We start from the raw sequence: 13,586 nt of genomic DNA on the forward strand, positions 1-13,586 counted from the left end.
AACCGGGCTGCCCAACCAAAGGGAAGAAAGAGGAGGAGGCACAGCACGGTACCCCATGCACTACCCCAAGTCTTTCAGTATCTGTTGTTGCCGGTTGCTGAAGTTGAACGCCTCGAAAAGTGTCAGTGAAAGCGCTTCCTCCAAGTTGCCATATACCGCGTTATAGTCATCCATGCTGGCCCGGATGACCTCCATCGCCTCTTCCCGCCCATAAGTGTGGGTGATTTCGCATTTAGGTTCTTCGCCAGGCAGCTGCTTGTACGTCAGGAAATAGTGCTTCAAGCGGTTGATGACATTCTCCGGCAAGTCTGCAATATCGCGCCAGTTGCCATAGACCTCGTCTTCGCGCAGCACCGCAATAATTTTATCGTCTGCCTCCCCTCCGTCAATCATACGGAAGCCGCCAATAGGAATGGCACGGACGATGATATTACCATGGGTGACCTCCCGCTCGGTGAGCACACAAATGTCCAAGGGGTCATCGTCGCCTATGATATCAGTGCGCCCGGTCTTCTCTTGGCAAATGGCCGCTACGCCATCACGGCAGTAAGTTTGGGGGATAAAGCCGTACAAGGCCGGCACAATATTTGAAAACTTCTGAGGGCGGTCAATTTTCAGATAGCCCGTCTGTTTATCTATTTCGTACTTTACAGTATCCGAAGGGATAACTTCGATGAAAGAAGTCACCACTTCTGGCGCGTCTTTTCCAATCTCTATACCATGCCAAGGGTGAGAGGTGTAGCGCAGCCCTATCATTTTCCAGAGCTTATCAAATGCTTGTTGGCTCATAAATTATCTCTTGAGTTGACCAAAATCAGGCAGGAGGGCCCCGCCATTCTTGCAAAGGTAAACGAATTCCGCATGCATCTCTGCCCTGCCTGCTGATCGCGCCTATTGACTTAAGCCTGCTGCGCTGCCTTCCTGATCAATAAATGCCCTAATATTTTGTACAGCCTGCAACCATTAAAATTGAGATTATGGGCAGGCAGCCTTGCCCAATGTAAATTTTTTTGGCGGGCCTGCATTATTTTTTGCTCCTGCTGCCCGCCCTACACCAAAACCGCCCTTCCTGTATCAACAGAAAGGGCGGCCCTGTTATAGTGCTATACTCCCCTGATTAAGGGTTTTCGCTCAGCGGGATGGGGAACTGATTGAACACCAAGTCTCCTTCCCGGTCTATGGGCAGGAAATCTGCATTCAACAGGCCATAACGGCGCAAGTCGAACATGCGGTGGCCTTCTGCCCAGAAAGAGTACCGGCGCTGATACAGCATCTCGTCGATCAGAGCGTCGCGGGACTCATCGCCCGTGTAATCGCCCAAGCTATAAGCATTGCGGATGACATTCAGGGCATCTACTGCCAAGCCAAAGTTGTTCTCCTGAATATTCGCCTCGGCATAGATGAGCACCAGCTCTTCATTGCGGATGATATCAATGGAAGAGGTAGCGTTCTCGTAGAGCGCAATCTCGTGTGTGCCATTGAGCCCATCCTGAGAAGTAGCGCTCACGCGCTCACGGAATTTGCTGATCCGCGTATCATTCTCCCGGATGTCGCTGATGAGGTCGTTGTGCACGATGATCTGATCACCGCTCTGCCCAGCTGGCTTGAACACAGGGTTCAGCACATCACCAGAAGCAGTGCTGAAAACCATTTCAGGGCCAGCCATCAGATCGCCGCCCAAGTCCAGGAAAGAATCTTCCAAGTAACCCAGTGCATCCCCGTACTGACCGGCATACACAGCGGCACGAGCTGCAATCGCTCGGTTGAACTGCGCGAAAGAAGCCGGAGTATCAAAACCGGCAAAGCCACGCCCGAGGTCGAAGTGGAAATCAGCACCTTGCAAATCATTGAAGCCCTCCTGCAGCAAGCTTTGTATCTCAGCGAACGCTTCGCCTTTGGCCACAAACGGGCCGAGATTGTCCGCGTCGGCCACGTCTACACGGATGCCATTATCATTCAAGCGCATCAGTTCTTGCAAGAACATCAAGGCTTTGATGGTTTTGGCAAAACCGCGGTAGCCGTTCAACTCCGCTTCGCTTGCGCCCTGAGCACTAGCCAAAGCATCGAGCAGCAAGTTGCAGTTCTTCACTGTCTGATACCTCGACGCGAACGGCCCAGTGAGGTAGAAGGTGTTGTTGTCCAAGCTGCGCCCATCTTTGCCAAGCAGATCCTCGGTATTCCGAGGGTCAGCATTGAACAGGTAGAGCTCCCGGGCGATTGTGCCCGTAGAAGTCACATAGTTGTCCCAGCTGGTACGCATGCGCGAAAGCGCACCGTACACCAGCAGGTCCAGCTCGTTGGGCTCAGCGTTGGTCAGGATTCCCGACACGCTAGGCCCGTTGGGGTCAAACTGCTCTTCTATGGTGCAGGCTGAAAGCAGCATCAAGCCCAGAGCAGAAAAAATCAATACTATATTTTTCATAAAGACAATGCTTTTTGATTAGACAAAACAAGGTTTAAAACTCCGCTGTAATGTGGAAGTACGCCTGACGTGAGCTCGGAAAAGGAGTCACTTCAATGCTGTTGGACAAGCCAGAACCCCCTTTGGTAGACACCTCAGGGTCGTAGCTGCTGTAGTCCGTCAGCGTGATCAGGTTGCGGCCAGATACCCCGACGCGCAGGCGGCTGATGGCGTTGGTAAACTTAGGAAGGGTGTAGTACAGGCCTACTTCGCGCAGGCGGAAGTAAGAACCGTCTTCGATATAGCCTTCCAAATCGCTGTACTCCTCTGGCGTAACGCCGCCCAAGTCCGTAAGCAGGCGGGTCAGGTTGAGCACATCGCCCCCTTGTTTCCAGTGGGTCAGGAAGTTGAAATCAATGTTTTTGCCAATCTTGATCTGGTTGAACCAGCCCAACTGGAAATCCGGCTCTGAATCGCCGATAGTGATTGGCCCTTCAGGCCCATTCCCTTTGAACTGCGTAATCGGCTGCCCTTGCTCCACGAAGAAAGTGCCTAAGCCCAAACCAAAAGCAACGCCAGGCGGTACAAACGGAGGCACGCCCAAACGGGTCACCTCTGAACGGTTGAACCAGTAGTTCACGTTCGAATTCCAAGTGAACGACTCCGTGCGGACAGGGGTCAGGCCAAGAGAGATTTCAAGCCCTTGGTTGCGCAGGTCCAAGTCACGGCGGCTCTCATTGACAAAGCCCGTTGACGTCGGTAGGCTATTCTGATAGAGCAGGTTCTCAACATCGCGGATGTAGTAGGTGATACCCAAGTTCAGCTTATTGTCCAGGATACCGATGTCTGCACCGAACTCCAATTCCTGAGAAGTCTCCGGCTCAAGGTTCGCATCGCCCAGGCTGCCACCTGCACGAACGCCCACCTGCCCGTCAATATTGGTGCTGACCAGAGAAGTGAACAGCGAGCCGAAGGCGGCAGAAGAGCCGGTTTCACCGTAAGCTGCGCGCAGTTTGAACTGACTGACTGCTCCTACGTTCCAAAAGTCAAAGTTCGCTACGTTCACAGCCAAAGACGCGCGCGGGAAAGCGAAATACTTGTTGGGGTCGCCGTTCAAGCTTGATTTGTCGAAGCGGATACCAAGGGTACCGATAATCTTATCGTCAAAGTTGATCTGCTCCTGAGCCACGAAACCAAACTCTTCCTCTGTGCCGAGGGTCTGAATGATTTCCTGTGCGCCAGCATTATCGAGGCTGCGCTGCCCCGGAATGAGCTGTGTAGCCTGATTGAGGACAAAGTTGCGGTCAAAGTTGAGGTAAGACACGCCCACCTGTGTGTTAAAATTGATGTTGCTTTCCGTGAAATGGTCTACTACCAGGAAAGACTGATAGTTGTAGTTGAAGGCTTTGTTGCGGCCAGCGCCGATAAAGCCATTCTGACGCCCTACCTGCCCCTGATGCGTCTCTGGCACATAGACAAAGGTCTCGTTGAAGAGGAAATCCAAGCCCGCATTACCGGTCACCTTAACTACGGTCTGATCATTTTGGAAGAGGTTGATCTCCAGGTTGGCACCAGAAATCAGGCGGTTGTTGCGCTCTTCGTTAAGGGTATTGTCCCGCACAAAAATAGGGTTGCCCGCTGCATTAGGGTTGAATGGATAGTTGCCCAGCTCATCAGGGAAAAGGTTGACCCAGTCGCGGGTGAAAGCCAGGTTGTAGCCGTAGCTCAATCCGCCCTCGTTCTCATTGCCAGTAAAGCTCCGGCTGGCGAAAGAGTTGATGTAGTTGGTGTTGACCCCAATGCGGATCTTGTCGGTGATTTTGTGGTCTACGTTCAGGCGCATAGAAAAACGGTCGAAGCCCGTATTTTCGATAATGCCCTCTTCGTCCCGGTAGCTGGTATTGAAGTAGAAGACGGTTTTGTCGTTGCCCCCTGAAACGGAGAGGCGAGAATCAGAGATGAACCCGGTATTGCCGTAAATCTCCTTTTCGTAATCAAAGATCTCCCCGGCAGCCTGTGCTTCTTCGAACAGCTTGCGCTCGTCTGCGCCAAATGCGGCTTCCACCTCATCAGCAGTGTACTGACGGCGGCCCGCATAGCGCTGAATGGTATTGGCACCGAAGTCCTGTTCAAAACGCACCTTGGTTTTGCCAGCTTTGCCCTGCTTCGTAGTAATGATCACAACACCTGCATTGGCCCGCGTTCCATAGATGGCCGCAGCAGATGCCCCTTTCAAGACCTCGATGCTCTCGATATCTTCAGGGTTGAGGTCAGCTATACGGTTGGAAGCGTTCTCCTCGTTGCCTGCATTCGCACCGGAAGCGAAGCGAAGGCCATTGGGGATCTCCACGTTGCTGATGTAAACGCCATCGATAATGAAGAGCGGCTGATTATTGCCCGTAAGAGAAGATACGCCGCGCAGTCGCATAGCGATACCGCCGCCAGGGGCGCCCGAGGTAGATACAATATTGACCCCTGTCATCTTGCCATACAGGGCACCGTCTACCGTTTGCTGTGTGGTCACTTCGGTAAGCTCCTGCCCCGAAATGGTCGCCACGTTGTTCGCCAGGTTCGAGCGCTTGATGCCCGAAGCCAGTCCCGTCACAACGACCTCTTCCAGGTTGGCGATATCCTCCTCCAGCACTACGTTGATGGTACTGCTGCCGGAAGTTACGTTCACGGTCTGAGAAGCAAAACCCGTGTAAGAGAATTGCAAGTCAGCGCTTTCGCCGCCAACGTTGAGCGAAAAGTCGCCATTGAAATCGGTAACTGTGCCTGTGGTGGAGCCCTTCACAATGATGGATACACCGATAAGCGGCTCGCCGCTACTGTCCGATACATTACCGGTAACGGTAAATTGGGCAGTCGCTGCCACTGAAGTGAACAGTAAAGCCAGCAGCAAGCTGAGCTTTGTAGAGTACTTCATACTTTAATCGTTTTAATGAACTAATGATTGCTATATACAGGCCTTATGCAGGCACTATCTGCGATGCCGCCCCCTTTGCCCTGAAAGGCACAGGTACAGAACGAAATATAGTTGCCTTACGCGGCTTGCTTCCGGAGGAAAATGCAAATTGCCGACACCTTTCAAAATTTTAAACGCGATTTTTGGCCTAAGCCAGACTGCACACAACAGCAAAAGGGTTGCTGTGCACTTTAGATCCTAGCCTTGATGCGCTGCATCAAGTGTATTTAGCTTGGGGTTTAATTGTTCCGGGGCCAACAGAGCAAGGCCCACACCGGCTACATCCGATGATCATCAGCGCTTGTTTGAAGCAGTTCTGCCATGAAGATCAAGAATTTACGCCTGCCTGCTGTGCCAGCACGGCCGGCAGGGTTATGAAGAGGCCACCAAATTTAAGGTTAGCGGGCTAAATCTAAATCCAGTGGGGAACCTATTTTCATAAAGCACTGATTTACAATAGCCACGAGCTCTGAACATGCTTTATTGCAGAGGCTGTGAGCAAGCCGGGGCATCAGGCCAGCAGAAACCATTGGGCTGAAAGCCGCCCCATCTTCAGTCCGTCCGAAAGAGGACCAACGGTAAATATAATAAATTTAACAAACCGTCCTATGCCCATTTAAAATTTCAAAAACCCATCAAACAACCCCAGAATCAAACGGCAGTTTATAAAAAGCCTAATATTTTATCCACAGCAGATATAACCTGCTCGTAGCCAAGCCCTACTAATGACAAAGATCACCTTAGGCGTACTTGGCGGAGCGCGCTGCCCGGGTTAATATTGCAGCTCATTAATGACACCATGCCTACAAACCAACGACTGTCCGCCCTTGCAGCAGTGCTCTGCGCTTCCTTTGCCGCCATACAGGCATTAGGCTATTGGCACACTTGGCTCGGGCTGCCCACACCTGCGGGCATTGCGCTCAGCATACTCCTCATCACGGCCTATCTATGGATTAGCGAAGCCCTTCCCCTGTACATCTCGAGCCTTGGGGTATTGGCTATGGGCGTCCTTTGGCTCGCCCCAGCCCTGCAGCCCGGTTATCAGCCGGAAAGCCTCTACTTTGCTTTTTTCAGCGACTTGACCCTGCTGTTCCTCGGCGGCTTCACCCTCAGTGCCCTGCTCAACAAATACGGGCTGGCACAGCGCATGGCCTCGTGGCTACTTGCACGCACCGGCACTGCGCCAGACCGGGTCCTGTTGGGGCTCCTTCTGGTTTCGGCTTTCCTTTCAATGTGGATGAGCAACACGGCGACCGCTGCCATGATGTTTGCTATCGTCACCCCTATGATTGCGCAGTTGCCCCAAGGGCATTCTTTTTCCAAAGCGCTAGCGATCGGCATCCCTTTTGCCTGCAATATCGGGGGGCTCGGCACCCCGATCGGCACCCCGCCCAATGCTATCGCAATGGCCTACCTTGCACAACAAGGCTGGGAGCTCTCCTTCGCTTGGTGGATGGCCATCAGCCTGCCCGTTGTAGCCCTGCTGCTAGGTGGGCTATGGCTGTTGCTGCTGCGCCTCTATCCGCCCGGAGCGCTACAAATGGAGCACCAACAGGCCAAGCAGCCCAATGCGCCACTATCGGCCAAACAATGGCTGATTATTGGCATTTTCGGTTTCACTGTGCTAGGGTGGCTGCTCGGTGGCCAGACCGGTATCAGTACAGGGATGACCGGGCTGATTTGCGTTTTGCTGGCCTACGGCAGCGGGCTGCTCAAAACACCCGACTTCAGGAATATGCCCTGGGATATCTTGTTCATGCTGGGGGGCGGCCTGTGCCTTGGCAGCTGCCTGACCGCCAGCGGGCTGACCGCTGAAGCGGCGGGCCTCATCCCGGCAGAAAGCAGCCTGGCACTCATCTTTGGCACCATACTGTTGCTCTCCGCTGGCATGACGACTGTCATGAGCAACACAGCGACCGCAAACCTACTGCTCCCTGTAGCCATTTCACTGCCGGCCAGCCCTTTGCTGCTGAGCATAGCCATTGCCTTTATGTGCTCTTCTTCTATGGCCCTTCCTGTAAGCACCCCGCCCAATGCCATTGCTTTTGGCTCCGGCCTTTTCAAAGTCGGGGACATGGCCAAAGCGGGCCTCGTGGTGACATTAATGGCCATGGTGCTTACCAGCTTGGCAAGTATTTTCTATATTCCACTTTTTATTTAATGCCGCCTGCATTTAGCCCTACCATGGAATTACATACCCAGCACTGCCAATATTGTGGCGCCACATCTGTCAAGAACATCCTCGTCCGTGCCCCCGGAGAGTCGGATAAGGTTTTCGTCGCCTGTACGCAGTGCAATGCCTTTGTCGCCAGCTATGTCATTGCCCCTTTAGGGTACTACCACCATGGGAAGGGCTATGAATCTTTTCTTAGAGGGATACACCGAAGCGGAGAGTTCATGAGCGGGCGCAATGTGAAGCGGATGTTCGAAGACCGCAAAGAGCAAGACTTGGAGGAGTTCAAAAAGATTTGCCAAATGCTGGCAGACCGTACCGAAGAGGAGGAATAAGCCGCTCACACTTGCTCTCCTAATGGGCGCAAACCAGTTTGTCTTTTCTTGGGCCTGCCCCTGCACAATGTGAGGGGGCCTGCCCCTGCCTGCGGGCAGGTGCCGCTATGCTCCGGGGCTCGCTATCCGCTCGGCCCTGTCGGGCTTGCCACCCCTTCGCAGCGCTAGGCCAAAGCCCGAAAAACGCAAACGCCTGCAGCATTATAGTTCACGCCCCTCCTAAAACAAAGCAGGGGAGCCCTGCTTTCCAGAACTCCCCTACTCTGTTGGGCTTGCAAAAGCACAGCGGCTCAAGGCCCACCTGTACCACTGTAAGCATTACAGCCCTTGGCTTTCAGGCCATTAGCCTTTTTTTTGTGCTTTCGCCCACCCATCTTTGAGGGTCACCGTACGGTTAAACACCAAATGATCAGCGGTCGAGTCCGGGTCTACGCAGTAATACCCCATGCGCAAGAACTGAAACTGTTCGCCAGGCTGCAGCTCCCCTACGTTGGGCTCAACATAAACCCGGTCCAAAACCTGCAAAGAATCTGGGTTTAGGAAATCCAGATAGTCCTTGCCCTCGTGCTGATCTGGGGTGGGGTCGCTGAACAGCCGGTCATAAAGCCGGACCTCGGCAGTACGCGCGTGAGCAGCAGAGACCCAATGCAGGGTGCCCTTGGCTTTTACTCCGGAGGTGTCTTCCCCGCTCCGGCTGTCCGGATAATAGGTACAGTGTACTTCTTTGACCTCTCCTGTCTCAGCATCTTTGACAAAGTCATCGCAATGAAGGATGTATGCCCCTTTCAGGCGTACATTGCGGCCCGGCCCCATACGGAAGTATTTCTTGGGGGGGTCCTCCATAAAGTCTCCACGCTCGATATACACTTCACGGGAAAATGGCATTTCCCGGGTGCCCATGCTTTCATCTTCCGGGTTATTGACAACCGTCATCTGCTCCGTCTGGCCTTCTGGATAATTGGTGATGACCACCTTGAGCGGATCGAGCACTGCCATGATGCGTGGGGCTGTCTTATTGAGCTCATCGCGCACGCAAAACTCCAACAAGCCCATATCGATGAGGTTCTCCCGCTTGGTGATGCCCGCTTTATTGCAGAAAGTACGGATGGCCATTGGAGGGAACCCCCGGCGGCGCATGCCAGAAAGCGTAGGCATGCGAGGGTCATCCCAGCCGGTCACGTGATGATCCCTGACCAGTTTGAGCAGCTTGCGCTTGCTCGTGATCATATAGGAGACATTCATGCGGGCAAACTCGATCTGCCGGCTGGGGAAGATCTCCAGTTCCTGGATGAACCAGTCATAGAGCGGCCGGTGATGAATGAACTCCAAAGAGCAAAGGGAATGGGTGATGCCTTCTATGGAATCAGACTGCCCATGAGCAAAGTCGTACATAGGATAAATACACCATTCATCGCCAGTGCGGTGGTGGCGGTCCCGTTTGATGCGGTACATCACCGGGTCGCGCAGCAACAGGTTGTGGTGCCCCATATCTATCTTGGCCCGCAGTACCTTAGCACCATCGGGGAAGGCCCCTTCCTTCATTTTGGCAAACAGCTCGAGGTTTTCTTCCACAGACCGGCTGCGGTAAGGGCTTTCCTTCCCTGGCACGCCGATATCCCCTTTCATGGCCGCAATCTCCTCTGCGGAGGAATCGTCCACATAGGCTTTGCCTTTCTGTATCAGCTTGACCGCAAAATCATAGAGCTGCTGGAAATAGTCAGAAGCGTAGAGCGGCTCCCCTTCCCATTGGAAGCCCAGCCACTCGATATCCTTTTGGATATTCTCCACATACTCTGTGTCTTCGGTGGTAGGGTTGGTATCATCAAAGCGGAGGTTGGTCTTCCCGCCATACCGCTGAGCGATCTCAAAGTTGAGGGTGATGGCTTTAGCATGCCCAATGTGGAGATAGCCATTGGGCTCAGGCGGGAAGCGGGTATGCACCCGGCCACCATGCTTTGCGTTGTTGATATCCTCTTCGATGATTTGCTCAATAAAATTGAGCGACTCCTTTTTCTCGTTGGTCATCCCAAAATTGGTTTGGTCTGTTTCAAAAAACTGTGGTTGGCCGGTGTGGGGGCTACATGCGCTCCGGCATTTCAATCCCCAGAAGGTTCATACCGGTGCGCAGGGTATTGGCCACAGCCTGCGACAACATCAGGCGAAAGCTTTTGGCTGCCGCAGACTCCGCATTCAAAATGCTATGGTCATGGTAGAAACGGTGGTAATTTTTCGCCAGGTCATAACAGAAATTAGCGATACCGGATGGGTCATAGCTTTCTGCTGCCTCCTGAATGAGCGCTGGGAAAGCATACAACTGCCCAATCAGTTCGCGCTCAATATTAGCAAGTGGGCCGTATGCTTTTGCCCCGCCAAAATCCACCCCGCCAGCTGCTTTGCGCAATACCGACTGCACCCGTACATAAGCGTTCTGCACGTAAGGGCCTGTCTGCCCCTGCATATCTACAGATTCTTTGGGGTCAAAGGTCATCCGCTTTTGAGGCTGCACCTTGATGATGAAAAACTTCAAGGCGGAGAGCCCTACCTGGCTTATGATCTCCTCTTGTTCCGCTTTAGAAAGGGCCGAAAGGGTATCCCGTTCCTGTGCGTTGGCCCGGGCCTCGCTAACGACCTCGGCCACGAGGTCGTCCGCATCTACTACCGTGCCCTCCCGGCTTTTCATTTTGCCGGAAGGCAAGTCGACCATACCGTAGCTCAGGTGGTGCAAGCCGGCAGCATAAGGCTCTCCCAAGCGCTTGAGGGTTTCAAATAAGACCTGAAAGTGGTAATCCTGTTCGTCTGCTACCACATAGACCATTTTATCTACCCCAAAGTCTTTGTAGCGTTCTTGTGCGGTGCCTATATCCTGAGTGATGTACACAGAGGTCCCATCGCTGCGCAAGACCAGCTTGTGGTCAAGCTTGGCATCTGTCAGGTCTATCCACACAGAGCCATCCGCTTTCTGGTAGAAAATCCCTTTGCCCAGCCCCTCCGTTATCGCATCCTTGCCCAGCAGGTAGGTATTGGACTCAAAGTACAGCTTATCGAAAGAAACACCGAGCTTGGCGTAGGTCTGATCAAAGCCTTCATAGACCCAGCCGTTCATCGTGCTCCAAAGGGTAAGGACCTCTTTGTCGCCGGCTTCCCAAGCTAGGAGCATGGCTTTGGCCTTCTGCCCAAGCGCACTGTGCGCATTGAAGTAGGTGTTCTTGAAAACGGAGCCAAAGAAGTGCTTCTCCAAGGTAAAATCGGCCGGATCGAAGGTTTTGCCTTCGCGCTCCGCCTTCCCTTCTGCTTTGCGGGCTGCCTCCGCTATGGCCTTTTCCGCTTTTGCTACTGCCTTCTCGTCCCTCTTCCATTGGCTGAAGGCCTCCTGCCCAGCCTCAGACTGCTGCCAGGCTTTGTACTCTTCCTGGAATTTTTGCTCGAACAGCACATAAAAACTGCCGACGAAATGGTCGCCTTTTTTTCCGGTTGTTGCCGGCGTAGCCCCGTTTCCATATTCCTGCCAGGCCAGCATGCTTTTGCAAATGGCAATCCCACGGTCATTGACGACCTGCACCTTCACCACTTCATACCCGGCAGCATCCAGTATTTGAGCAGTCGACCAGCCCAAAAGGATATTGCGGATGTGCCCGAGGTGGAGCGGCTTGTTGGTATTGGGGGACGAAAACTCCACCATGACTTTCTGCCCGTTGGCAGGATGCCGCCCGTAGCCTTTATCCTGATAAATGCCTTCCAGGAAAGCGGACCAATAAGCATCATTGACGACCAGGTTGAGGAACCCCTTGATGACATTGAAACCCGACACCTCCTGCACCGCATCAGCCAGATAGGCGCCCAGCTCTTCCCCGATCTGATCGGGCTTCTTGCGGGCAGCCTTGGTGAATGGGAATACCACAACGGTATAATCCCCTTCAAATTCTTTGCGCGTTGGCGTCAGTGTTACTTTTTCAGCAGGCATTTCTATGCCGTACAAGGCTTTTACCGCCTGGGCTACGCCTTCCTGAATCGTCTGAATGATAGTCATGTGGATTTGGTCTTTTCGAAGCGGCAAAAGTATACATTTTTAGCCAAAACAGATAAGGTCATGCACGAGGGGAGACCCGGGACACCTTGATTTTCCCGGGCACACAGTCTGCCTCTCCGGTATTCCCAGACCACGGCCCTTCTAATTTTGGCTTTGCCCCACGTTTTACGACAAACAAGTCTGCCCTTTTGTAGCACCATTCCATGTGCTCGTGCTTCCAGTTGTCCAACAGTTTGATCTCTTCCCAGTGGATAGCGCGGTTGCCGATCAGCCGGCCTTCTAATTCCATCTCAGCATAGATCTCGCCGTACTTGACAAAGCTGCGCCCCTTGATGTCCATCCCGTCCTGCTCCAGTACGAGCTTGAAAGCATACTCTGGCGTATACCCGCCCTCCTCCTGCGTGAGTATGCCCTCCCAAGTGCCGGTGAAATCAAAAACGTCCTGCCCGGCGAGCCAAAAGGGCGCAATCAACAAGCAGCTAATGGAAAAAAGAAGCTTCATGAAATTCGGGTTTTGAGTATTAGGTAACAAGCAAAGCCTTACTGGGTGTTCCCTTCCGGACGGAAGAAACTGAATATTGTTTTGCCATAGTGCCGCTCCCCATCGTAGCGCGGGTGGGCCGTATAGGAATGATTGGGGTTGTGCTCCATAACAAAAAGCCCTCCGGGGGCCAACAGGCCATGCTTGAAAATCTCATCCGGGATGGTGTCAATCGTAGGCAAAGCATAAGGTGGGCCTGCGAAAATATAATCGTACTGCTCCCCTGCATAGGCGATGAACTTGAACACATCCCCGTGTACGATGCGGATATGCTCTTCTATGCCCAGCTCTTTGGCCGTGCGGCGGGCAAACTTCACACAGCCCGGGAACTTATCCACATAGGTGACATCCCGGCAGCCTCTGGAAATAAACTCGTAAGTATGATTGCCGGTGCCCCCAAATAGGTCGAGGACCTTCAAGCCCTCGAATTCAAGCTGATTGTACAAAATATTGAACAAGCCCTCTTTGGCGAAGTCCGTTGTAGGCCGGGTAGGCCAGTTTTTGGCAGGGGGGTTGAACCTACGCCCTTTAAATTGGCCGCCAATAATACGCATGGCATTTCAGGTTTGATGTAACAAAAAGAACAAGAAGAAAGGCCCGTGGTTGGCAACAGCTCCTAATGTGCGGAAATTACCGCAAGCTGCAGATCCGCTATTCAGGGCTCTGGCCAACAACACATTGAGGCGATTGGCAGGGCTAACAACGCCAACAGCCGGGGGTCGTAAACCAAAATATCCCAAGCGTTTATGCTTTTCTGGCTTTAGCCTGGCATTGGCCTAGCGCTGCGCAGGGGTGGCAAGCCCGTTAGGGCCGAGCGGATAGCGAGCCCCGGAGCATAGCGGCTCCTGCCATCGGGCAGGGGCAGGCCCCCATCCTCACAGCTGGGCAGGCCCAAATAACAACAATCTGGTTTGCGCCCCAGCCGGGCCCACTAACGGTTAGCGCATGTTTGACAGCCGGCCGCTGCACTAAGCACTTTTTGGGGCGGTTCCATTTTAAAAATCGAGCACTTACACACACCTGCTGTACCAGCAAGATCTTGGCGAAGCCACTACACTCGAGCTTAGCGGGCTAAATGAAAATTTAGTGCAGGAGCCAGGTTCATCAAGCGTTGATGGCAATAGGCACGAGCTCCAAATATGCG

The 13,586-nt window shown here is 53.2% G+C and carries 9 protein-coding genes; 2 read left to right on the forward strand and 7 right to left on the reverse strand.

The features are described 5' to 3' along the window. Positions 1 to 60 precede the first annotated feature (60 nt). From FRY97_RS02290 to FRY97_RS02300, 3 genes are all read right to left on the reverse strand, one after another. Positions 61 to 789 carry an inorganic pyrophosphatase gene (locus FRY97_RS02290; RefSeq protein ID WP_147165803.1) on the reverse strand — a complete coding sequence of 243 codons (729 nt, stop codon included), beginning with the start codon at positions 787 to 789 and terminating at the stop codon, positions 61 to 63. 328 nt (positions 790 to 1,117) lie between these two features. Beyond that, positions 1,118 to 2,422 (reverse strand): RagB/SusD family nutrient uptake outer membrane protein, encoded by a 1,305-nt coding sequence (locus FRY97_RS02295; protein WP_147165804.1) that lies wholly within the window; start codon positions 2,420 to 2,422, stop codon positions 1,118 to 1,120. A gap of 34 nt (positions 2,423 to 2,456) precedes the next feature. Continuing rightward, a complete protein-coding gene (locus tag FRY97_RS02300) occupies positions 2,457 to 5,327 on the reverse strand; it encodes a SusC/RagA family TonB-linked outer membrane protein (RefSeq protein WP_147165805.1) in 2,871 nt (956 codons plus the stop codon). Positions 5,328 to 6,165: 838 nt separating this feature from the next. Between FRY97_RS02300 and FRY97_RS02305 the strand changes: the two genes are divergently transcribed. Together FRY97_RS02305 and FRY97_RS02310 are read left to right on the forward strand one after the other, a co-directional pair. After that, positions 6,166 to 7,527, forward strand: a complete 1,362-nt coding sequence (locus FRY97_RS02305) for an SLC13 family permease (protein WP_147165806.1) — start codon at positions 6,166 to 6,168, stop codon at positions 7,525 to 7,527. A 23-nt stretch (positions 7,528 to 7,550) separates the two neighbouring features. After that, complete coding sequence (locus FRY97_RS02310; RefSeq protein ID WP_147165807.1) at positions 7,551 to 7,874, forward strand: hypothetical protein; 324 nt, start codon at positions 7,551 to 7,553, stop codon at positions 7,872 to 7,874. A 342-nt stretch (positions 7,875 to 8,216) separates the two neighbouring features. Here FRY97_RS02310 and FRY97_RS02315 read toward each other — a convergent pair whose 3' ends face one another. Genes FRY97_RS02315 through FRY97_RS02330 form a run of 4 tightly spaced genes read right to left on the reverse strand, consistent with a single transcriptional unit; the run spans position 8,217 to position 12,996 of the window. Beyond that, entirely contained in the window at positions 8,217 to 9,899 is a 1,683-nt protein-coding gene (locus tag FRY97_RS02315) for a glutamine--tRNA ligase/YqeY domain fusion protein (protein WP_147165808.1), read from the reverse strand. Positions 9,900 to 9,951: 52 nt separating this feature from the next. Beyond that, positions 9,952 to 11,901, reverse strand: coding sequence for an arginine--tRNA ligase (gene argS / locus FRY97_RS02320; protein WP_147165809.1), 1,950 nt, complete (start codon positions 11,899 to 11,901; stop codon positions 9,952 to 9,954). 58 nt (positions 11,902 to 11,959) lie between these two features. Further along, positions 11,960 to 12,403, reverse strand: coding sequence for a hypothetical protein (locus tag FRY97_RS02325; RefSeq protein WP_147165810.1), 444 nt, complete (start codon positions 12,401 to 12,403; stop codon positions 11,960 to 11,962). Positions 12,404 to 12,441: 38 nt separating this feature from the next. Further along, the gene (locus FRY97_RS02330) at positions 12,442 to 12,996 is read right to left on the reverse strand and encodes an RsmD family RNA methyltransferase (RefSeq protein WP_147165811.1); all 555 of its coding nucleotides are present in this window, start codon (positions 12,994 to 12,996) and stop codon (positions 12,442 to 12,444) included. Positions 12,997 to 13,586 lie beyond the last annotated feature (590 nt).

The organism is Phaeodactylibacter luteus, from assembly GCF_007993045.1.
In the GTDB taxonomy this organism is placed as follows: domain Bacteria; phylum Bacteroidota; class Bacteroidia; order Chitinophagales; family Saprospiraceae; genus Phaeodactylibacter; species Phaeodactylibacter luteus.